General features: G+C 51.9%; 22 protein-coding genes. 10 read left to right on the top strand and 12 right to left on the bottom strand.

The annotated features are described in order from the left end of the window. Positions 1–12: 12 nt before the first annotated feature. The 3 genes from uraH to OK409_RS19685 all read left to right on the top strand — a co-directional run bounded on the left by uraH (position 13) and on the right by OK409_RS19685 (position 1,876). A complete protein-coding gene (gene uraH / locus OK409_RS19695; RefSeq protein ID WP_010670296.1) occupies positions 13–423 on the top strand; it encodes a hydroxyisourate hydrolase in 411 nt (136 codons plus the stop codon). Between the two features lie 5 nt (positions 424–428). Further along, on the top strand, positions 429–920 hold the full coding sequence (locus OK409_RS19690) for a GlcG/HbpS family heme-binding protein (RefSeq protein ID WP_010247306.1): 492 nt from the start codon (positions 429–431) through the stop codon (positions 918–920). A 215-nt stretch (positions 921–1,135) separates the two neighbouring features. After that, positions 1,136–1,876: an SDR family oxidoreductase gene (locus OK409_RS19685; protein ID WP_264367374.1), complete on the top strand. Its 741-nt coding sequence runs from the start codon at positions 1,136–1,138 to the stop codon at positions 1,874–1,876. A 120-nt stretch (positions 1,877–1,996) separates the two neighbouring features. Here OK409_RS19685 and OK409_RS19680 read toward each other — a convergent pair whose 3' ends face one another. Beyond that, positions 1,997–2,638 (bottom strand): GntR family transcriptional regulator, encoded by a 642-nt coding sequence (locus OK409_RS19680; protein WP_264367373.1) that lies wholly within the window; start codon positions 2,636–2,638, stop codon positions 1,997–1,999. Between the two features lie 167 nt (positions 2,639–2,805). Between OK409_RS19680 and OK409_RS19675 the strand changes: the two genes are divergently transcribed. Beyond that, positions 2,806–3,285 carry an OsmC family protein gene (locus OK409_RS19675; protein ID WP_264367372.1) on the top strand — a complete coding sequence of 160 codons (480 nt, stop codon included), beginning with the start codon at positions 2,806–2,808 and terminating at the stop codon, positions 3,283–3,285. Positions 3,286–3,530: 245 nt separating this feature from the next. On the opposite strand, the gene OK409_RS19670 is transcribed toward OK409_RS19675, so the two are convergent. Continuing rightward, positions 3,531–4,421: a LysR family transcriptional regulator gene (locus tag OK409_RS19670; protein ID WP_031592438.1), complete on the bottom strand. Its 891-nt coding sequence runs from the start codon at positions 4,419–4,421 to the stop codon at positions 3,531–3,533. 121 nt (positions 4,422–4,542) lie between these two features. Between OK409_RS19670 and OK409_RS19665 the strand changes: the two genes are divergently transcribed. Beyond that, positions 4,543–6,084, top strand: coding sequence for an MFS transporter (locus tag OK409_RS19665; protein ID WP_264367371.1), 1,542 nt, complete (start codon positions 4,543–4,545; stop codon positions 6,082–6,084). 146 nt (positions 6,085–6,230) lie between these two features. Here OK409_RS19665 and arsH read toward each other — a convergent pair whose 3' ends face one another. Further along, positions 6,231–6,929 (bottom strand): arsenical resistance protein ArsH, encoded by a 699-nt coding sequence (gene arsH / locus OK409_RS19660; RefSeq protein ID WP_033760278.1) that lies wholly within the window; start codon positions 6,927–6,929, stop codon positions 6,231–6,233. Between the two features lie 86 nt (positions 6,930–7,015). On the opposite strand from arsH, the gene OK409_RS19655 reads away from it, so the two are divergent. From OK409_RS19655 to arsC, 3 genes are read left to right on the top strand one after another with little or no spacing between them, the layout of a single operon-like run. Beyond that, a complete protein-coding gene (locus OK409_RS19655) occupies positions 7,016–7,336 on the top strand; it encodes a transcriptional regulator (protein ID WP_022624488.1) in 321 nt (106 codons plus the stop codon). Positions 7,337–7,381: 45 nt separating this feature from the next. Then, the gene (locus tag OK409_RS19650) at positions 7,382–8,671 is read left to right on the top strand and encodes an arsenic transporter (protein ID WP_115758187.1); all 1,290 of its coding nucleotides are present in this window, start codon (positions 7,382–7,384) and stop codon (positions 8,669–8,671) included. A gap of 12 nt (positions 8,672–8,683) precedes the next feature. After that, positions 8,684–9,109, top strand: coding sequence for a glutaredoxin-dependent arsenate reductase (arsC, locus tag OK409_RS19645; RefSeq protein WP_022624490.1), 426 nt, complete (start codon positions 8,684–8,686; stop codon positions 9,107–9,109). A gap of 113 nt (positions 9,110–9,222) precedes the next feature. Here the strand turns inward: arsC and OK409_RS19640 are convergent, their stop codons facing one another. Beyond that, on the bottom strand, positions 9,223–9,663 hold the full coding sequence (locus OK409_RS19640; protein WP_033780183.1) for a GNAT family N-acetyltransferase: 441 nt from the start codon (positions 9,661–9,663) through the stop codon (positions 9,223–9,225). Between the two features lie 262 nt (positions 9,664–9,925). Beyond that, positions 9,926–11,143, bottom strand: a complete 1,218-nt coding sequence (locus OK409_RS19635; protein ID WP_264367370.1) for an MFS transporter — start codon at positions 11,141–11,143, stop codon at positions 9,926–9,928. Positions 11,144–11,251: 108 nt separating this feature from the next. On the opposite strand from OK409_RS19635, the gene OK409_RS19630 reads away from it, so the two are divergent. After that, positions 11,252–12,202, top strand: coding sequence for an AraC family transcriptional regulator (locus OK409_RS19630; protein ID WP_264367369.1), 951 nt, complete (start codon positions 11,252–11,254; stop codon positions 12,200–12,202). 184 nt (positions 12,203–12,386) lie between these two features. Here OK409_RS19630 and OK409_RS19625 read toward each other — a convergent pair whose 3' ends face one another. The 7 genes from OK409_RS19625 to malT form a co-directional block, all read right to left on the bottom strand. Next, the gene (locus tag OK409_RS19625; RefSeq protein ID WP_264367368.1) at positions 12,387–12,872 is read right to left on the bottom strand and encodes a GNAT family N-acetyltransferase; all 486 of its coding nucleotides are present in this window, start codon (positions 12,870–12,872) and stop codon (positions 12,387–12,389) included. Positions 12,873–13,256: 384 nt separating this feature from the next. Beyond that, on the bottom strand, positions 13,257–13,613 hold the full coding sequence (locus OK409_RS19620; protein ID WP_264367367.1) for a hypothetical protein: 357 nt from the start codon (positions 13,611–13,613) through the stop codon (positions 13,257–13,259). A 642-nt stretch (positions 13,614–14,255) separates the two neighbouring features. Further along, positions 14,256–14,501 (bottom strand): hypothetical protein, encoded by a 246-nt coding sequence (locus OK409_RS19615; RefSeq protein ID WP_022624743.1) that lies wholly within the window; start codon positions 14,499–14,501, stop codon positions 14,256–14,258. Positions 14,502–14,653: 152 nt separating this feature from the next. Next, positions 14,654–14,893, bottom strand: coding sequence for a hypothetical protein (locus OK409_RS19610; protein ID WP_192073112.1), 240 nt, complete (start codon positions 14,891–14,893; stop codon positions 14,654–14,656). Positions 14,894–15,009: 116 nt separating this feature from the next. Further along, the gene (locus tag OK409_RS19605; RefSeq protein ID WP_010247334.1) at positions 15,010–15,432 is read right to left on the bottom strand and encodes a hypothetical protein; all 423 of its coding nucleotides are present in this window, start codon (positions 15,430–15,432) and stop codon (positions 15,010–15,012) included. Positions 15,433–15,480: 48 nt separating this feature from the next. Beyond that, a complete protein-coding gene (locus OK409_RS19600; RefSeq protein ID WP_223564369.1) occupies positions 15,481–15,633 on the bottom strand; it encodes a hypothetical protein in 153 nt (50 codons plus the stop codon). Between the two features lie 921 nt (positions 15,634–16,554). Next, positions 16,555–19,257 carry an HTH-type transcriptional regulator MalT gene (gene malT, locus OK409_RS19595; RefSeq protein WP_033760251.1) on the bottom strand — a complete coding sequence of 901 codons (2,703 nt, stop codon included), beginning with the start codon at positions 19,255–19,257 and terminating at the stop codon, positions 16,555–16,557. Positions 19,258–19,539: 282 nt separating this feature from the next. Between malT and malP the strand changes: the two genes are divergently transcribed. Further along, the gene (gene malP / locus OK409_RS19590) at positions 19,540–21,942 is read left to right on the top strand and encodes a maltodextrin phosphorylase (RefSeq protein WP_264367366.1); all 2,403 of its coding nucleotides are present in this window, start codon (positions 19,540–19,542) and stop codon (positions 21,940–21,942) included. The last annotated feature ends 7 nt before the right edge of the window (positions 21,943–21,949 follow it).

Here is a 21,949-nt window from a genome sequence, read left to right as displayed (position 1 = left end):
GAGTATCAAAAAATGAAAAAGAGTCTCACTGCCCTGGCCCTCACTACGCTGCTTGCCGTTCCCGCGGTCACCTTCGCGGCCAGTAAAAATCCGCTGAGCGTTCACGTGCTGAACCAGCAGACCGGGCTGCCGGCCTCAGAGGTTGAGGTAATGCTTGAGCAGAAACATGGAGAAAGCTGGAAAGTACTGAATACCGCCAATACTAATCAGCAGGGTCGGATTGATGCCCTTTGGCCAGCAAAGCCCTTTGAGGCGGGAGACTATCGGGTGATTTTTAAAACCGGTCACTATTTTGCGGCACATCAACAGCAGAGTTTCTTCCCCGAAATCCCGGTGGAGTTCCATATCACCAATACCACGACCACCTATCACATTCCGTTGCTGCTGAGCCAGTACGGATATTCCACCTATCGCGGGAGCTGAAATAAATGAAACGTTTACTGCTGGCATTGATGCTGACTACCGGACCTGCCGTGGCGCTCGCTGCTGAGCCAGCCTCCGTCTATGACATGACGCAGGCGCTGAGTAATCAACTGGCAACGGAGGCCTTGTCCGCCTGCCATAATATGAATCGTCAAGGCGTAGTCGCCGTGGTAGATCGGGGTGGAAATCTGGTCACGCTGATGCGGGATGACAACGTGGGGCCGCACAACACTCAGGCGGCATGGCGTAAAGCGTTTACTGCGCTCTCCACCAAAACGCCAACCAGACAACTGACCATAAAGGCGCAATCCTCACCGGAAAGCGTCAACCTGAATACGGTTAATGAGCTATTGCTGCTTGGCGGCGGCGTGCCGGTGCAATATCGCGGCCAGTGGATCGGCGCTATCGGCATGGCGGGCACCGGCGGCGCGGAATCCGACGATCAATGTGGGACCGAAGCGATTAACAAAGTGCTGGGTAACAGCAAGCAACCGTAATCATGATGAACGCGCGGCGGGTATATTCCTGCCATACATGGGGAATAAACTGTTCCCCATGTTGTTTAGATAAGTCGCCGCCAGAACGGCTGGCTTTGTGCCAGGAGCGGACATTCAAGAAGCAATGTCATCGTTGCGTAATGAAACAGATGACGAATAGTGTTTTTTTTACGTAAGGTAAATGCTGATTCCAAAGCCAAATAAAGGGAGTAAGCATGGGCAGGTTTCAGGGTAAACGTATATTGATCACTGGTGGTACGAGTGGAATGGGGCTGGCAGGCGCTCAGCGTATTGTCACGGAAGGTGGTCATGTAGCTATTACGGGGCTAAATGAAGAAAGGCTGGAACGTGCACGCAGCATGCTTCCTGCGACATCGCTTGTTATGAAAAGCGATGCTGCAGGCGAAACTGACATAAATGCGCTGCAGGAAGCGATTAGTGGCTGGGGTTCACTTGATGGATTATGGCTTAATGCTGGCTTCGCAGAGGTAAGCTCTCCGGAATCTGTAACGGCAGATTCTTTTTATCGCATGATGAACGCTAATGTGCGCGGTCCGATGCTACAGCTGGCAGCCCTCTCCAAATCACTTAATTCAGACGCATCCGTTCTGGTTACTTCATCCTCATCTGTATATGAAGGTGCGGCGATGACAAGCCTTTATGCAGCAACGAAAGGCGCCGTTATCGCTATGGTTAAAAGCTGGGCATCTGCACTGGCTGAACGCGGTATCCGCGCCAACACTTTGGTGCCAGGCCCGATTGAAACCAATTTCAGGCACTTTATGCCAGAGGAGTCACGTCGGCAGTTTGAAGATTTTGTGGTAAGCCAGGTTCCTTTGGGTCGCGCAGGAACAGCAGAAGAGGCCGCGGCAGTTGCACTATTTCTCCTGTCCGATGACGCATCCTATGTTACCGGCAGCCAGTATGCGGTAGATGGCGGTCTGGTACATTACTGATCGTTGACCAGGGATGCATGAAAATAACCGTAATTGAGCCAGTAACGTCCGCTTGTGCCAAAAGCGGACGTTACAGCGGTACAATTACGCTAATTTTTAGCTTCAGTATGTCTCAGGTATTTAACGGCCGAGAATATAAGATCGCAGAGTTAGTCCTGCTGAAAGAATGTGTTTAACGGTATGTTCGCGAGCACCTATTGGGTCGTTTTGCTGACAGGCACTTAAAATATGCTCATGTTCTACCTGAAATTTAAGGGTGTCCGATACTAAGTGACGTTGAAAAACCTCATATCTTTCAATTTGTTGTTGCAACTCATTTATCATCTTTAGCAGACGCTGATTTTTACACTTTCGGTACAGCAGTTCATGAAACTCCCGATTATATAAACCTTGCTTTTCGGGGTCCGATGTACTCCCCAGAAGTTTGTGTACAAGCTCTGCTCGTTTAATCGTTTCAGAGTCGATGTACTGCATACTTTGAAAAATAGCCTCACCTTCCATCAAAGCCCGGAGCTGGTAAATTTCATCCACATCGGTGACAGAAAGCGTTTTTACTACCGCTCCACGGTTTCTGTAAACCTCAACTAAACCTTCCCGCTGAAGTTGCTGTATAGCCTCCCTCAACGGAATACGGCTGACAGAAAACTGGCTGGCAAGGTCCCTTTCAACCAGGCGATCTCCATCCTGCAATGAACCGCTGTTAATTAAACGTTTAAGCTCCCGGGCAAGCATGTCAGCGGTTGATAGAGAAACTATGCTCATTGAATCTGCTTTAAATAAAAAATGGTATACCATTATTCCATAAACTCAGCTTTTATGACAATCTTGTAGCTAGATGCCCGTATCGTTCATTACGAATCAGGAAAAGTGACCGATGGTTCGTAATTTTTAATGTATCGCTTCATCATTCAAAGAGGTTCGGCAAATCAATGGAACATGTTTATACGTCACATATCTCGTGGACAGGGAATTTGGGCACGGGCACATCGGGCTATAAGTCATATGCGCGGACATGGGATATCGCCATAACCGGAAAGGAAACCATTCATTGCTCAAATGACCCTCTGCTGGGCGGCGATCCTGGTAAAATGAACCCTGAAGATCTCCTGATATCCTCTCTTTCCGCCTGCCATATGTTGTGGTATCTGCATCTTGCCTCAGATGCAGGCATCACTGTGCTGGATTATGAAGACTCCCCTATAGCCACAGGTGAGGTTTTAAAAGGGGGTGCAGGTCGTTTTATTTCAGCCATACTCAGGCCCAAAATTACGGTTCAGGCCGGTATAAATCTCGATGCTGCAACGGCTATTCACCATGAGATCCATAAAGTCTGTTTTATTGCAAGATCGGTTAATTTTCCTGTTTTTTATGAACCTGAATTTATCATCAGTCATTTAACTTCCAGTTGAATACGATTTCTTCGTTATGTCTTGTGCCTGCTCTGTAAGAAGGAATCAGTAACACTGAGAAGCGTATAGTTGAATCAACGTGATTATCGAGGCAGAGACTAACTGCCAGCCTGATGTCCGCTCCTCGCTGATAACGGACCTTAGCCTCATGTCAGTCCGCTTTGTGCCAGGAGCGGACGTTCATGATTTTAAGATAAGCAATAAAGTGCATACGATTTCAGAAAGCATTAACTGCCTGGTACCGATTACAGAGACAGGCCGGACTCACCAATAAAATCAACAAAGCAGCGTATTCTCGGTGAGAGATACCGGCTGGCTGGCCAGAGTGCCGAGAAAACCCCCTGCCTGGTACAGCTACCTGGCAATACCTCTTTCAGTTGCCCCGTGTTCAAAGATTCGCGAACGACAAAACCGGGCACATAGCAAATCCCCATACCTGACAGGCTCAGGCGAACAGAAGCCTCTATATTATTTACTGTCAGAACAGAGGCTGTCCTCAAATCAGCACCCGGGCACATACCGCGCAGTTCCCAGGGCTGGAGCAGCCCGGTTGAGGGAAAACGAAAAGAAATGCACCTGTGCATCGTTAAATCCGCTGGCGAGCCGGGTACGCCATACTCATTCAAATAGGCAGGGCTGGCGCAGAGCACAAAACGAAAATCACCAACCTTTTTAGATTTCAGTCGGGAGTCCGTCAGTTCACCGCTTCGTATGGCTACATCAAATCCTTCATCAATGATGTTTACCAGCCGGTCGCTGAAATCGAGATCGAGTTCTACATGAGGATAACGGCGGGAAAAGTCCGGCAGAAGAGGAAGGATCAACCTGTAGCCAATGACAGGAAGTGAAACCCTGAGCTTCCCGGCAGGCTGCGCTAAGCTGCTCGTCAGTTCTGACTCCGCCTCCTGTAATTGCTCAAGGATATGCTGGCACCGGATTAATAAAGCAGCCCCTTCCGCTGTCAGACTCACGTTTCTGGTGCTGCGGTTTAAGAGACGTACGCCCAGTTTATGCTCAAGTCTGGCGACATTCTTCCCGACCGCTGAGGCAGAAATCCCAAGCAGCCTTGCGGCCTGTACAAAACTTAGCGTCTCCGCTGTCCGGACAAACGAAGTAAGAGAGGTCAGACTGTCCATTGATTATAAACTTAATGTCCGTTAAGAAGAGATTTTCAGTGTATTTATTCACTCTGATGTCTGCAATAACATTGCTGAAGTTTGTTAACCCATCCGCTTTTCGGAAACATAAGGTCACCCAATGGCAACTTCAGCCAGAACACCCAGTCCATATGCCAGGAATATGGCAGCCTTTTCTGTTTATCTGGCGGCTATATTGCTGCCATTAAGCTTTACCGGTGGTGTAATCTCCACGCCGGCAATACAACAGGCTCTTGGCGGCTCGCCTGCCGCGCTGTCATGGCTGACGAATGGATTTATGCTGACTTTCGGCAGTTTTTTGTTGTCAGCCGGTGTTGCTGCGGATGTTACTGGCAGAAAGCGCATTTTTACCGCAGGCTCAGCCCTGTTTTGCCTGAGCAGCGTTATGATCTGCCTGACACAGGATATCTTTATGGCTGGGTTGTTCAGGTCACTGCAGGGTCTTGCGGCGGCCTTGATATTGGCCAGCGGCAGCGCCGCACTGGCCCGTCTCTATGAAGGTCCGGACAGGACACGGGCCTTCAGCATACTTGGCACTATGTTTGGCGTGGGCCTGGCGTTCGGCCCTATGTTGATGGGTTTCATTACGGATGCTTTGGGCTGGAGATGGTTGTATGCCATGTTAGCTCTGCTTTCAGGCATTGTACTTTTGACCGGTGCTGCGTTTCTGCCAGCATCAGAAGAGAGCGGACATCAGAAACCAGACGGCACAGGATTAATCATGTTTACTGCAGCCCTGATGTTATTTACATCAGCGGTGATGCTTATACCTGCCTTTGGGTTTTTATCGTTTCCCACACTCGCCCTTTTCATTTCCGCCATGCTGCTTTTCAGCGGGTTTGTAGTGCGTTGCCTGGGGGTTGAAAATCCTGTTCTGGATATCTCTCTGCTGCTGCGCCCGCGCTTTGCCGGCGTTCTGCTACTGCCGATAGCAACATGCTATTGCTATGTTGTGCTGCTGATTATTATTCCGCTGCATTTTATGGGCGGTGACGGGATGAGTGAGTCCCGGAGCGCTTTTTATCTTATGGCGCTGACATCTCCAATGCTGGTTTTCCCGTCCATTGCGGCACTGCTGACAAGGTGGTTTTCTCCAGGAACCGTTTCAGCTGCAGGACTTATTATCGCATCAGTCGGGCTGCTTTTCCTCGGATACGCACTACCGGGTAACAGCAGTAATTTTCTTGTGCTTTCACTGATTATGACCGGTACCGGCGCTGCGCTTCCATGGGGACTGATGGATGGTCTGGCACTTTCAGCTGTATCTGTGGAGAAAGCGGGCATGGCCGCAGGCCTCTTTAATACCGTTCGCGTTGCGGGAGAAGGGATCGCTCTGGCGATGGCGTCAGCATTTTTAACAGAAATGAATGATTTGAATCTGAAAAACACCGTTCACGGGTATGCGCCAGAGGTCATTCACCAGGCTGCCGCATGGCTGGGGGGCGGCAGTACTGAGCAGGCCGCTGCGATGTTACCCGGTATTTCACGATTATTGCTTCAGGACAGTTATGACACTGCGTATACGTTTCTTTTTAGAGTTCTGGCTGCTGTCACGCTGATTTGCGCGCTGATGGTCTGGATCACGCTGGGTCGGCAGAGGCAAGGCTGTGCTGCAGGCAATACGCTGGCCAGAGATGAGTGAAAAATCGTGATCGAATAAGGTCGTAAGCGTTCATTTCATCGCATCCGCTTTTCGCTCATAGCGCGCATTATCCGATGTCAGACCACTCTATGCCAGGAGCGGACGTTGTTGAGTTCACACAGCATGAATTCATGAAAACAGGAACGTCATATTTTGTCTTGATTAACGCGGGATGAAAGCTCCTCATGGCTCTCTTTTCGTTCACTGTAGCGATCGGCAAGGTAACCGGTCTGTCCCTTGAGTATAAGGGTGATTTTAAACAACTCTTCGGCGACATCGACGATACGATCATACCAGGACGAGGGTTTCATTCTCCCGTTCTCATCAAATTCCTGCCATGCTTTGGCCACTGAAGACTGGTTGGGGATCGTAAACATCCGCATCCAGCGTCCCAGAATTCGCATCTGGTTCACGGCATTGAAAGATTGCGAACCGCCGCATACCTGCATGACCGCCAGAGTTTTTCCCTGGGATGGGCGAACGGCCCCTTCGCTTAAGGGAATCCAGTCGATTTGTGCCTTCATCACGGCACTCATTGCCCCATGCCGCTCCGGGGAACTCCACACCATCCCGTCACACCACCTGACCAACCCGCGCAACTCGGTGACTTTTGGGTGCGTATCCGGGGCGTCGTCCGGCAGGGGTAAACCTGAAGGGTTAAACAGTCTGACCTCCGCTCCCATCGCCTCCAGCAGGCGACCTGCTTCCTCTGCTGTAAAACGACTGTAAGAACGCTCTCTTACCGAGCCATACAGAATCAGAATGCGTGGCGGCTCATGGAGCTGCAGACGTTCAGCAATATGATGATCGAAGCAATCAGCGTTCAGGGCAGGAAAGTGCTCCATTTTTTCTCCTTCGGGTGGCTCTGGTGATTTCAAAATAAACACATATGATTTAACATATATGTATTCTAAAGGGAATGGAGTAATAAATGCTACAGCCTGTTCAGCTTTTTAAGATCCTGTCGGATGAAACCCGGCTCGCAATTGTCATGCTTCTCCGGGAATCGGGCGAACTGTGCGTATGCGATATATGTGCGGCTACCACTGAATCACAGCCTAAAATTTCCCGTCACATGGCTATCCTGCGTGAGGCTGAACTGGTACTGGACCGTCGGGAAGGGAAATGGATTCACTACCGTCTCTCACCCCACATGCCCGCATGGGCCGGCGAGACGATAACGACGGCATGGCACTGCCTGCGCGATGATGTGCGTGAACGACTGGAAAAATCCGCATGTACTTCTTGCTGACAAGCTTAATCACATACACATAAGCATATATAAAGGAGTCTGAGCATGTTTCTGGCAGGAAGTATCTTTATACTCACGCTGGTCCTGGTCATCTGGCAGCCCAGAGGCCTCAGCATTGGCTGGAGCGCAAGTATCGGAGCCGTGCTGGCGCTGGGAACGGGAGTCATCCACTTTGAAGATATCCCTGTCGTCTGGAATATCGTCTGGAATGCAACAGCGGCGTTCATTGCGGTAATCGTCATCAGCCTGCTGCTCGATGAGTCTGGTTTCTTTGAATGGGCCGCACTGCATGTTTCCCGCTGGGGTAATGGGCGCGGTCGCCTGTTGTTTACGTGGATAGTACTGCTTGGCGCTGCTGTTGCTGCGCTGTTTGCTAACGATGGAGCAGCACTGATACTGACACCGATTGTGATTGCGATGCTGCTCGCTCTGGGGTTCAGCCAGGGAACGACACTGGCATTTGTCATGGCTGCAGGATTCATCGCTGATACCGCCAGCCTGCCGCTGATTGTCTCTAACCTGGTAAATATTGTCTCGGCGGATTTCTTTGGCCTGGGCTTTACACAGTACGCCTCCGTGATGGTTCCTGTGAATCTGGCAGCCATTGCTGCCACGCTGGTCATGCTGCATCTCTTCTTCCGCCGCGATATCCCTGCCAGATATGACGTCTCACTGCTGAAGATTCCTGGCAGTGCGATTAAGGATCCTGCGACGTTCAGGGCTGGCTGGATTGTTCTGCTGTTCCTGCTGGTCGGTTTCTTTGTTCTTGAGCCGCTGGGGATCCCTGTCAGCGCTATAGCAGCAGTTGGCGCAGCGGTGCTGTTCGTGGTGGCAAAGAGGGGCCAGGCCATTAATACCGGGAAAGTGCTTCGTGGTGCGCCCTGGCAGATCGTGATTTTCTCGCTGGGTATGTATCTGGTCGTCTATGGCCTGCGTAATGCCGGACTCACTGAGTATCTTTCTGCCGTACTCAATATGCTGGCAGACAACGGTTTATGGGCTGCCACGTTCGGCACCGGCTTCCTGACTGCCTTCATGTCGTCGGTGATGAACAATATGCCGACGGTGCTGATTGGTGCGCTGTCCATTGACGGGAGTACTGCGACTGGCGTCGTCAGAGAAGCAATGATTTACGCCAATGTGATTGGCTGCGATTTAGGTCCCAAAATTACCCCAATCGGGAGTCTGGCAACCCTGCTGTGGCTGCATGTACTGGCACAGAAAAACATGAGCATTACCTGGGGATATTACTTCCGGACAGGCATAATTATGACCCTGCCCGTGCTGTTCGTTACTCTGGCCGCGCTGGTATGGCGGCTCTCTGTCACTTTGTAATGAGATACTGATATGAGCAATATTACCATCTATCATAACCCGGCCTGTGGCACCTCACGTAACACGCTGGAGATGATCCGTAACAGCGGCAACGAACCAACAATTATTTATTATCTCGATACGCCACCGACACGAGAAGAGCTTACCAGGCTGATTTCAGAAATGGGGATTTCTGTACGTGCATTGCTGCGTAAGAATGTTGAGCCTTATGAGCGATTGGGTCTGGATGAAGATAAATTTTCTGATGCGCAGTTGATCGATTTTATGCTTCAGCACCCGATCCTGATTAACAGGCCGGTAGTAGTGTCACCGTTAGGGACACGACTTTGCCGTCCCTCAGAAATTGTGCTGGATATTCTCCCTGAAGGTCAGAAAGGTTCTTTCACCAAAGAGGATGGAGAAAAGGTGACTGATGAGGCAGGGAGACGGTTTAAGTAACCTGGCGAGTTCACATTAGCGGACACCGGGCGTCCGCTTCTCGCTCATAGCGGCCCTTCCAGAGCGCAGATCTGCTGCGTGCAAATGCGGAACTCGATGAGAGATGAAGAAGGTCAACTATCACGTTGCTTTTCTAACCGGATGAAAGTGCCATCCAGATTTGCTTTATTACCCCAGCCGAGTTGCATGTAAAATTTTGCCGCACGGCTGTTTTCATCGGTTTCCAGCCAGGCAATTTCGTGATGTCTGAATAACTCCTGTTCCGCAAGCATAGTGAGTCTGCGACCTATACCTCTGCTTTCGTATTCAGGAATAACAAAAAGACCATAAAGACAGCCTTTATCCGTTAAAATCATTGAAAAACCAATAGTTTCGTCGTTATCAAAGGCAACCCATGCACAATGGTCGTTTTTGATCATATCGCCCACGACGCTTTCGGTGATCCCCATTCTTCGCATTTCTTCGCGGCTCAGATGATTCTCCGTAACAGATGTTCGGACTGAGAAAATTCCATCAACATCAGAAAGTTGTGCTGGCCTTATACCTATACTCATAAGACTTACTCCATGTATGACAAAGCTAAATCCTGATGATAATGAATTCAGATCCTCTTAGGAGCCACAGAACCGTCAATGAGATGCCTGCTAATTATTTTCCGTTCCTCGCTCAAAACGCATTTTAACCAGCTTCTGCAGTTAACCCGCCCCTTTGCCAACAGACTCAGCCAGCAGGCCCGGAACGCTGTGCGGTCCGGGGATGTTAAGCTGTTCGATCGAGATGTCCTGACATTTTAAAATGTCACTGAAATGGTCAGTTTTACGTTCCTTCAGCTGATGATGATACTCTGACCCGGAATGCAATAACCAGCGCGGCAGTAAGCATGATACAGGCTGCAGTAATGAATACCCCCCTCACCCCGTTGAGGCCATATATCAGGCCACCTATTGCTGCACCCGCGGCAATGGAGGATTGGACGGCGGCGACCACCATACCCCCTGCGCTCTCGGCCTCATCGGGAAGAGTCCGGGCGACCCAACCTGACCACGCCACCGGTATGCCACCAAATGCCAGCCCCCACAGCATGACCAGCGCCGTAAGCCCGGCGATTGATAACGGCAGAGTGATCATACCCAGTGCCGCTGCTCCAACCAGAGCAGGCATAATAATCAGCGTAAAACGCAGGCTGCGTTCCATCAGCCACCCTGCCGACAGTGTCCCAATGAAGTTAGCAACGCCAAACACCAGAAGTATTAACGCCAGCCCTTTTGCGTCTATGTGTGCGAGCCCTTCCAGCGCCGGCCGTATATAGGTAAACAGCGCATACTGGCCGGTGTGTGCGAGCACGCACCCCAGCATGCCCACGCTCACGCCCGGCCTCTGAAGCAGAGAAAATACGGATGCCGTCCTGGTCCTGACTACCGGCGGCATTCCGGGCAGGGTCAGCCACTGAAAAATGAAAGAGAGTGCGCCAACCGCAGCAGCGGCAATAAACGCGCTACGCCAGCCAGACATCTCGCCCAAATAACTTCCCAGCGGTACGGCAACAACAGTACCTACCGCGATTCCACTAAAAATGATCGACAGCGCCCGCGGTACCAGCCTCTCCGGCACTAGCCTCATCGCAACCGCCGCTGCCATACTCCAGAATCCACCCAACGCGATACCCAGCAGGATGCGCATTGCCAGCAGCATGACAATGCCTGAAGAGAGCGCCACGAGCAGATTTGAGAAGATCATAAGGGCAGTAAAGCTCAACAACACGATGCGCCGGTCCAGCGCACGCGTTAATCGCGGTATCAGTAATCCGGCAAATAACGCAATCACCGCCGTCACTGTTACGGCCTGTCCTGCAAGAGACTCTGACACACCCAAATCCCGTGCAATAGGCGTTAATAAGCTGGCAGGCAGGTACTCTGCGGTGAGCAGGCCAAAAACACCCATGGTTAACGAAAAAACCGCAAGCCAGGCTGGCTGGATTTTCTCATCTCTTTGCACTCTTTCTTTGTGAACCCTGATAGAAGTTTCATCCGTCATTTCTAAGTCTCCTGGAAAGTCGTTTCAGGAGAAGAAGTCTATTCAGGCGCAGCTGGATGATCTATGCTCTAAACCCCTCACTTTTTTACCCAAAACCCGAACAGGCATATGACTTCATCCTTCGCTCTGTCATCAGAACTCATCAGCGAGCTGCTTTCCGGCCTGCGGCTATACGGCGTGCGATATCAGCGTATCCAGACGGGAGATACGTTTGGCCTGAACTTCGCAAGCAGGCCCGGTCATGCTTATCTGCACTACGCCGCTGTGGGGGAGATGGTGCTCCATAGTGCACACGGCGAAGTTCTTACGCTTTCAGCCGGAGAGGCTGTATTTCTTCCTCACGGCGAACGGCATCAGCTTTTGTCGGCAACAGCCGCCGACGTGCTGGATATCGACAATATTGAAACGGCACCACTGGATGAAAAAGTGAGTGGGATTGATACCTGCCCGAGTACTCAAGAAACGCCAGGCGCTGTGCTGTTTTTTGGTTGCATGAAAATTGATCTGGGAAGCATGCAGCGGCTGGCGGATGTGCTGCCTGAAATTATGCATGCCGATGCAAAGGGGATTCAGTGGCCGGGACTCATGCATATACTTGATGCGATGAAGCGTGAGATATGCTCCGGACGCGTGGGTTATGCAGGTATTCTCGCCAGGCTTGCCGATGTGGCTGGAGCGATGTTTATCAGAGGATGGGTGGAAGACGGTTGCGGCAATAGCCCTGGCCTGGCTGCAGCACTGCGCGATCCGCGTCTGGCTCAGGCCATCCTGGCGATTCATCGCGAACCGGGCCGGGACTGGAGCGTGGCAGAACTCGCCGCCGAATCGCATATATCCCGCTCCGCATTCGCCGAAAGGTTTCAGACCACTATCGGCGTCCCACCGCTACGGTATGCAACGGAAGTAAAGATGCATCTTGCTGTCCGCTGGCTGTCGTCAGAAAACATCACCGTCGACACCGCATCGCAACGGTTAGGATACTCCTCTCAGGCTGCTTTCAGCCGGGCTTTTAAGCGTGTAACGGGTAAGTCTCCAGGCGCGGTTCGTTTGCTTAGCTAATGGAGTTTTATCCCTGTCTGGGTTAGAAGTAATTGCCACTTAGTTTGACTTCTTTTGTGCTCCAGGAAGTGCAGAACAAAATAAATCATGTTAAAAACAGTATCCGCTACTGGCATATGGCGGTCATCAGCCCGATGGCAGTCCGCTTTGTGACAGGAGCAGACGTCAGTTCCAATTAATATAGTCAGCGCAATGCCTTTGAGAAACAGATAGCTTCTGTCCTGCCTATATATAGGCCGTAATTCTCAATAGGGACATAACCATTTTTCATGTAGAAATTTACAGCACGATAGTTGATGTGGCGGGTTTCCAGCCTAACTTCGATATATCCCATCTCTTTTGCTGATTTTTCAAGGAAAGTGAGTAAAGCACCACCAATCCCTGACTCACTTTGGTCTGAAAACATTCTTTTAAGCTCGGCTATATTTTGGGTAAGTGGCCGTATAGCACCGCATCCCACAGCTTTGCCTTGAGAATTCTTTGCTAATGCCCATAAAGCTTTGTCATCACCCATTGCTTGGGTGGTGAAATTGCTTTTGCCGTTATCACCAGTAATAGCGGCAAGTTCTGCTGATAGCATTTCGATTAAACGATGGGATTCTGAAGAGAATGGATCTGATTTTTCTACTTTTATCATGGTTATACCCTGCAGGACGAGTGTGACCAACATAAAGCATCCTGCTAAGAAAAGCATCAGCTCAAAACGGGTAAAGGGATATCACTTATTCAAACCATCCCTGGGGTCATGGCTGCTCCTCACTCATAGCGGACATAAATCTGAACTTAGTCTGGCCCGCCTCATTGCAGTTGCCAGAAATTAATACAAAGGTAATACAGCTTGAATGATAAACTGGAAGGCATACGGACATGATAGCAGTTTAAATTGCTCATCGGCCGAATAGGTGACAGCAATTTGTCGAAGCATTTTAATCATAACATGGCTGCAAAGATATGAGGTTCACAATCAAGATAATATAGTAAACAGGGACTTTTAAAACACAATTAATTTAAAAGCCATCCTATACTAATGCTTAAAGCATCAGCTGAAAAAATATTAGTTTTTTTTGCAGTTTCTCATTTTATAAAAGAAGCCGGAATGCGAATTTTCGATGATAAAACGATCATCGTAATCAGGACGTCTTACGAAGGTTATTCCGTTAACAGTAGCCTGCTGTTTAATACCACCCATGACACTTTCAAGCGCTGGGGATGCTACCTCATTACCCAGCATTTTCACTTTGTAGTTACTTCCATTGTCTTCAACGACAGCAGCTTTTGGCAAAAGCTGCGTCTCTGTATGAGAGCTGGTTATCCGGACATCACATAAATATGTCCCCAAACCTAAACCTTCAGCTGCGGAACATAAACCGGAAAAACACACAGCAATCATACAATAAACAAATTTATTCATATCTGTCTTCCAGGACTTTGGATCGTTAAAAAATCGTTATCGGCAAAATATTTTGTGACTTGAGGAGTTGGTGATGTCATACGTGTATAGAGCTGATTTATGGATATTAATTTTTGTTTTGGGTAAGGTTAGATGAGCCGGGTGCTATGTTGGATGCAATGGTAACAGTCAGTCATTAAGAACGGAACGTCCGCTCCTCGCTCATAGCGGACACTCACCACATGTATCTTCTTTTATGTTGCGATCCTTAATATCCTGGCCTGATAAGAACGGCTTTCAGATCTAATGCAACATAACATCTGTGACCAGCATGCCGCGATTCAACCCGTTCCCCTGCAGAAGAGGCTGGGGTTATGTCACAGGAGTCGGCAGAGGCCGGGCGGGAACTGGATCGTTGGGTGGTGCCGGATAAGCTGCCATCACTCAGGCTGACACTATGCGATATCTTTTAAGGAAGATCGGGATTTACTGGTGCCGGTAAAAACGACTGATATGACTTTACCGGCTTTCGCAGTTCAGGCCTGGCAACTCGGTGTCTCCGCATTGCCTTGCTGTCTGCTTAGTCTGTATGCATGAAGTCGCCGGGGTAATTAACCTCCGGCAGACCACGTTAACGGCATAGGGATAACTATTTAGCTCCACTCATCCCGGGAGAACCATCATGTCCTCCCTCATTCCCGCCACTGCCACCCTGCCCGCCGACGCCGCCAGGACCCGCATCGCCTCCGTTTCCGCCATTACCTGATCCGTCACCATTACCGCCGTTCCCTCCATTTCCTCCGTTTTCACCACCATTACCGCCGTCGCCGCCATTTCCGTTGCTGCCAGAACCAGCATTCCCTCCGTCTCCCCCGTTTCCGTCACCGCCACCGTCACCACCGTCGCCACCGTCGCCGTCTGCCCATGCCGCAGTGCTGAATATTCCGGCCGCCAGAGAAGAGGTTACCGTGAGTACGACCATGAAAGGTCTCAGTAATGCTGAGGTGAGAATAATGAGATATACAGCTTTCATGAGAAGGTTTTTCATATCATCCTCTGCGCTATGACTTATATGCCGCCGCCGCTATCACCGCCATCACCACCATCACCACCATCACCACCATCACCACCGGATGAGTTGTTCCCGCTTCCTCCGTTGCCACCATCCCCTCCATCGGCTCCGTTAGTGCCGCCATTTCCGCCATCTCCGCCATTTGAGTTGGAGCCTGTACCAGCATTACCGCCGTTACCGCCATCCCCTCCGTTTTCGCCCGGACCACCGTCCCCGCCGTTTCCACCATCAGAAATCAGTGATAAGGAATCAGGAAAAGGAATCGGGGAGGCCGGAGAGGCATAACCGCAGTGTGTAAAAATCACCAGTATCAGAGTGGAGCACCTTAGTAGGGTACGGTATCGTTTACAGATGTTCTGACTGGTCATTGTTACCTCCATCACCGCCAGCACCTCCGGGCGCATTGTCAGTTGAACCACCATCACCCCCGTTGCCACCATTGGCGCTACCCTGTCCATTTTTATGATGTTTGTGGTGTTTATGGTAGGGTTCAGTCGCGGCGCCTGCCCCATTTCCCCCATTTCCGCCGTTACCACCTGTAGCAGAACCGTTACCGCCGTTACCTCCGTTCAGACAGCCTGTACCGGGCACGCCGTCTTTACCACTTTCTCCATCAGGCGAACTGCCGTTCCCATCTTGTCCGTTCAGGCTCTCACAGGCAGACAGCTGAATAGTGTCCTGCGGGAGTGTCTGACTGAATACCGGCAGGGAAAGGAGCAGCCCTGCAGATAGTGGAAAAAAAATCAGCGTGTTGTGTAGCTTTGACATAGAAGTTTCATCCTTTAATTAATGGCCGCCTTCATGAGGCGACCATTTTTAGTTAGATTCTGCAGCCTGATTACGCACCGCCGCCATCACCACCACCACCATCGCCACCGCTGTCACCACCATCACCGCCGCCGTCACCGTCTCCGGAACCATTACCGTTAGCGGAGCCGTTGCCAGTGCCGTTATCATTACCGCTGCCATTCCCGTTACCGCTGGCGCTGTTATTTCCTCCATCGCCGCCAGGGCCACCAGGAGAATTAGAACCAGAACCCCCGTTGCCGCCGTCACCTCCATTAGCATCGCCGACAAGTAAGAAGGTCTGTGGGGAGTGATTCGTAAACGGTTGGTTATGTAACGGTGCAGCGACTGCAAGTCACGCCGCAGAGAGGACAAAAACAGCCAAAGCAAGCGTTAATTTTTTATGTCTCATAATCCATCATTAAAGATAATAAATACATGAGATAATCGCTGGCCCACCCCATAGCTAATGAGCTATTTCATTAAAAGTAAATTATCTAAAAAATAAAAACTATGGAGTGTAATGAAACGTTTTTCGTTGTTTTATAATGTTTTCGTTTAATTTTAAAAAAAATTTTCGGGGATGCTATTTTTTAACTAACTAGTTAATAGCTAATGACATTAAAGGCTAATAATTACCCTGCTAACAATTTACTCTTTTCATGAAATAATACATATTGCATTTTTATTAAGGCACTTTTTTCATAAGCAGGGAATGACAATCCTGAACTCAAAAAAAAGCAAAAGCATATATCATTTTCTATAATTCATCTGACTTTTAAGAGGTATGGTAAGGGGACACTGTTTAACCACTCAGAATTAATTTTCCTGAACCTCAGAAATCCATAATTTCAGGAAGCACTACCCTAACTGCTGCAGGCGGGACCTCGCGGGGCTGAATAAAGGTGAAGCCCGTAACGCGCTGATGCATGCGATATTTATGCACCGGCTGGAAGAAATCAGGGCCCGAAATCCGGCAAATCAGAGCTGCATGTTGCGCAGTAAAGTAACTGCCCCGCTTCCCATTGATAAAGACCGCCTGTTTCGATGGTGTGCTGACATGCGGCAGAGCGGGCTGAAGCCCGCCCCTGTAAACGCCTGTCGTCAGACATATCCCATCATTTTCAGCAGCGACTGCACCTGATTCATCGCTTCGCTGCGATGGGTGACGCCCAGCTTCTGATAGAGATTGCGGATATGGGTTTTGATGGTGGTGGAGGCCACCGCCAGCTCACCGGCGATTTGATCGTTGCTGTAGCCAGAATAGATTAATCCCAGCACCTGCCATTCACGCTGCGTCAGCGGACTGGTTCGGATCAGCTCCGGCACGTCAGGATGGTTAAGCAACCGGCTGACAAAGCCTTCATCGAAATGGGCGAATTTGTGACGGTGATATTTGTTGATCTCCAGCAGGATGCGCCGGGCACGGTGGCTGTCCAGTTCATTCAGGGTATTCAGCTGAATCAATTGCCGCAACTGCTGCGCCATCATCTCGCCTTCAATCACAAAATGGCTGATAAAACCGGTGCTGCGCGCCAGTTTCAGCGCCTCAATCAGGACACGCTGCGCCTCCGCTTTGCGGTCGGTCTGCCAGTAGATCTGATTCAGCAGCAACAGATTGCGGTTTAAATCGCTCATCAGGCGCAGGGCACGGGCATTCTCATTCAGCTCCTCCAGCACCACTTCCGCCTGGCTCACATCACCCAGCAGGATCTGCGCGCGGGCGATGTTCCGCCATTGTCCCTGCAGAAAATGGTTATTGGCAAAGGCAGGTTTAGGCGTCTGCCGCATCCAGTCACGGGCGTTCTGGCTGTCGCCGGTCAACTGCCAGTAAATGACCCGGACTTTGTCGGCATTGGCTATCCAGTCGCTGTGCCAGTTGCCATTGTTCAGCAGGTTTTCCAGCCGGTTCAGGTAGCTGCGGGCGTTATCCAGATTGCCGCGTGCCAGTGAGCACTGCACCAGCAATCCCAGACACTGAATCTGCTGCTGCGGCTGGAAACCGTTCAATACTTTGATGCCTTCCCGGGCCGCCTGCTCCGCCTCTTCCAGCCGTCCCCAGGCCCACAGCAACTGAGCGCGAATGCGCAGCAGAAACTCATGCAGCGGGAACTGCGCCAGATGCTGTTCATCGACCAGCACAAAGGCGCGGCTCTGGATCTCATAGGCTGCCTGCAAAAAGCCCTGAGCAAACAGAATCTCGCTCTGCTGAATCAGGCTCCAGAGGGCGTAGTGCCACACTTCATCGCGCCGCGCCATCTGTTCGGTCTGCCGCATCAGTTTGAGTGAATCATCCAGCTCGCCTTTGCAGTGCATCACTTCACCATGCACTGAGGTTGCCACAATGCGGCTGTAGTGACGGCTGGCTGGCAGAGTGTCGAGCGCCACTTTCGCCAGCCGCTCCGCTTCATCGGTATTGCCATCGTTAATCGCCACCTGGGCGCGCAATGCATTAAATTCACCGCGCAGTGCTGCGTCGATCTCGCAGCGGCTGGCCTGTTCAAAACGCGCCAGCAGACTGTCGACTTCGGAGAAACGATGCTGACTCTGCATCAGCCACGCCTGCAGCAGCACCAGCATTGGATTTTCCAGCATCATCTCCCACGGCAGTGCTTTCAGGGAGTTCTCCAGCAGTGGCAGCTCGCTCTGATTAAACAGCGTCCAGGCGTGCTTCAGCAGCACGTCCCGCAGCATGGTGGCGTCGCCAGAGGCGAGCGCATGATGAATCGCCTCGCCGGGAAATCCCTGCGCCATCCAGCTCTCTGCCGCAGCCCGATGCAGCGCAGGCAGTTCCGCCGCCAGTTCCCACTGGCAGCGCTGACGCAGGAAGTTACCAAACAGCGGATGGTAGCTGAACCAGCAGCCGGAATCGTCCATGCGCTGCAGAAACAGACCCTGACGCTCAATCTCTTCCAGCCGCATCTGGCCGTTCTCTTCGCGGGTGACACAGGCGATCAGTTCATCGTTCATTGAACGCAGCAGCGCGGTTTTCAGTAAGAAATGACGGGTAGGCAGATCGACGTTATCCAGGACTTCTTCAACAAGATAATCGGAGAGGTGGCTGGCATTAATGCCAGAGAGACGCCGGGCGGAATGCTGAGCCGAACTGGCCCCCTGTCGCGCCGACAGTACGATCAGTTGCAGCGCCGTAGCCCAGCCCGCTACATCATCACAGAGTCGGCTGCTCTCTTCGCTTTCCAGCGGGGCCGCCAGTCGGCAGTCAAAAAACTGTCGTGCCTCCTGGTGGGTAAAAGCCAGCTGCTGGCTGCCCAGCTCAATCAGTTGCTCACGCACCCGCAGGTTGGCGATACCGAGTTGCGGCAGGTTGCGTGACATCAGAATCAGCGTCAGATTTTCAGGCTGATGGCGCAGGAAAAAGCGCATCGCGTCGTGGATCACCGGATTGGTAATCAGATGGTAGTCATCAACGATCAGCCACAGCGGCTGCTGCCACTCCACCAGCTCGATAAAGAGCTGAGAAAACAGGGCGTTGAGATTCACATACTGCCGCTTCTGCGCCAGCAGTTCACTGCGCGGACAGCCACCGTGGGTGGCCTGTTGCAGTGCAGCGATCAGGTAATCGGCAAAGCGCTCCGGCTGATTATCGCCCTCATCTAAAGAAACCCACCCCAGATCGCTTTTCCCTGCCGCCCACTGCGACACCAGTGTGGTTTTACCGTAGCCCGCCGGACTGGTGACCAGCACCAGCCGATAGTTACCTGCAGCGGTGAGCTTTTGCAGCAATCTCTCCCGAATCACAGTGCCTTCAAGACGCACCGGGCGGCTGAGTTTAGCGGGTATTAACATGGGCGCGCGTTTCTCCATTTGTCGAGCGCATCATTATTTTACGCTTCGTAATTATTCCTTACACAGGTTCAGCATTTCGTCAGATGAATGCAAGCAAACCCATTAATTAAACTTTACAAAAGCGTGCGCAATCACACTCCTTCAACGATTTCGGATTAGCCTCATCCTCTCCACCCTCCCCATCCTCCTCCGCTAATTCTTTGCAGGAGGATGAGCGAGGGTTTCCGCGCGGGCAGACTGTCGCCACATTGATCCATTTTCCGTTTTCACAGGACATCAACCATGACACAGCCCGATTTCAACCCGATTCAGTTCAATGCTGCCCTGACCCGTCAGTGGCAGCGTTTTGGCCTGCGCGATGCGCAGGAGATGACCACGACACAGTGGTGGCAGGCACTCAGCGGTGCGCTGGCCGATATGCTGGCTGCGCAGCCTGCTCCCCCGGCCCCGACAGAACTGCGCCATGTTAACTATCTGTCGATGGAGTTTTTGATCGGTCGCCTGACCGGCAATAACCTGCTGAACCTGGGCTGGTATGACGCGGTCAACGAGGCCCTGGCCGCCTGGGATATCTCACTCACTGACGTGCTGGAAACCGAAACGGATCCGGCGCTGGGTAATGGCGGCCTGGGTCGTCTGGCAGCCTGTTTCCTGGATTCCATGGCGAATGTGGGTCAGCCCGCTACGGGCTACGGTCTGAACTATCAGTACGGTCTGTTCCGCCAGCGCTTCGAACAGGGCGCGCAGATTGAAAGCCCGGATGACTGGCAGCGCGACCGCTATCCGTGGTTTAACCACAACGCCGCGCTTAACGTGCGGGTCGGGCTGGGCGGTAAAGTGGTGACGGTTGCGGGTCAGCCACAGTGGCAACCGGCGTTTGAACTGCTCGGCGAAGCCTGGGATCTGCCGGTGGTGGGTTATCAGAATGGTATCAGCCAGCCACTGCGTCTATGGCAGGCGAAACATGCCCAGCCGTTTAACCTTGATCGCTTCAACGACGGCGACTTTCTGCGCGCGGAGCAACAGAGTATTGATGCTGAAAAACTGACCAAGGTGCTCTACCCCAATGACAATCATCAGAACGGTAAAAAACTGCGTCTGATGCAGCAATATTTTCAGTGCGCCTGCGCGCTGGCTGACATTCTGCGTCGCCATCATCGGGCCGGACGCAGCATCGAAGCCCTGGCCGATCATGAAGTGATCCAGCTTAATGACACCCATCCGACGCTGGCCATCCCGGAGCTGATGCGTCTGCTGCTGGATGAGCATCAGCTGAGCTGGGATCGCGCCTGGCAGATCACACAGCACACTTTTGCCTATACCAATCACACCCTGATGCCGGAAGCGCTGGAGTGCTGGGATGTGCGTCTGGTGCGCAGCCTGCTGCCGCGCCATATGATGATCATCAATACCCTGAACGCGCAGCTAAAAACGGCTGTCACCGCGCGCTGGCCGGATGATGAAGCGAAGTGGGCCAGACTGGCGCTGGTGCATAATAACCAGCTGCGGATGGCGAACCTCTGCGTGACCAGCGGGTTCGCGGTCAACGGTGTGGCGGCGCTGCACTCGAAACTGGTGGTTCAGGATCTCTTCCCGGAATATCACCAGATGTGGCCAGAGAAATTTCACAACGTGACCAACGGCATTACGCCGCGCCGCTGGATCAATCAGTGCAACCCGGCGCTGAGTGCCCTGATCACCCGGACATTGCAAAAACCCTGGCTGAACGATCTCGATGCCTTGCAGGGGCTGGAAGCCTTTGCGGATGACGCCGCCTTCTGCGCGGAATATCGCGCCATCAAGCAGCAGAACAAAGTCGCGCTGGCGCACTGGGTGAAACAGCGGACCGGCATTGAGATTGACCCCACCGCGCTGTTTGACGTACAGATCAAACGACTGCATGAGTACAAACGCCAGCATCTGAGCCTGCTGCACATCATTGCACTGTGGCAGACGCTGGTCACCGATCCGCAGGCTAACCGGACGCCGCGCGTGGTGCTGTTTGGTGCCAAAGCCGCGCCCGGCTATGCACTGGCGAAAAACATCATCTATGCCATCAACAAAGTGGCCGAGGTGATCAATCAGGATCCCCGCATCGGTGACCGTCTGAAAGTCGTGTTTATTCCCGATTACAACGTCTCCGTCGCCGAGCGGCTGATTCCCGCCGCCGACCTTTCCGAGCAGATCTCCACTGCCGGTAAAGAAGCGTCCGGCACCGGTAATATGAAGCTGGCGCTGAATGGCGCACTGACCATCGGCACACTGGATGGAGCGAACGTCGAGATCGCTGAGCAGGTTGGCAGCGAAAACATCTTTATCTTCGGGCATACCGTGGAACAGGTGGTGGCGTTAAAAGCAGACGGTTATGCCCCAGCGCAGTGGCGCAAGAAAGATCCGCAGCTCAATCAGGTCTTACTGGCGCTGGAAGATGGCACCTTCAGCCAGGGCGACTGCCACGCCTTTGATGCGATGTTGCAGAGTCTCGGCCCGGAAGGCGGTGATCCTTATCTGGTACTGGCTGACTTCCAGCCCTACCTTGACGCACAGGCGCAGGTAGAAGCGCTGTGGAGCGATCAGGAGGCCTGGACACGTGCCACCATCCTCAATACCGCACGCTGTGGCATGTTCAGCTCCGATCGCGCTATCCGCGATTACCAGCAGCGCATCTGGCAAGCGAAACGCTAAGGAACGC

The organism is Pantoea sp. RG18 (genome assembly GCF_025910075.1).
GTDB classification, from domain to species: Bacteria; Pseudomonadota; Gammaproteobacteria; order Enterobacterales; family Enterobacteriaceae; genus Pantoea; species Pantoea agglomerans.
This window is presented reverse-complemented; position numbering and strand designations above follow the sequence as displayed.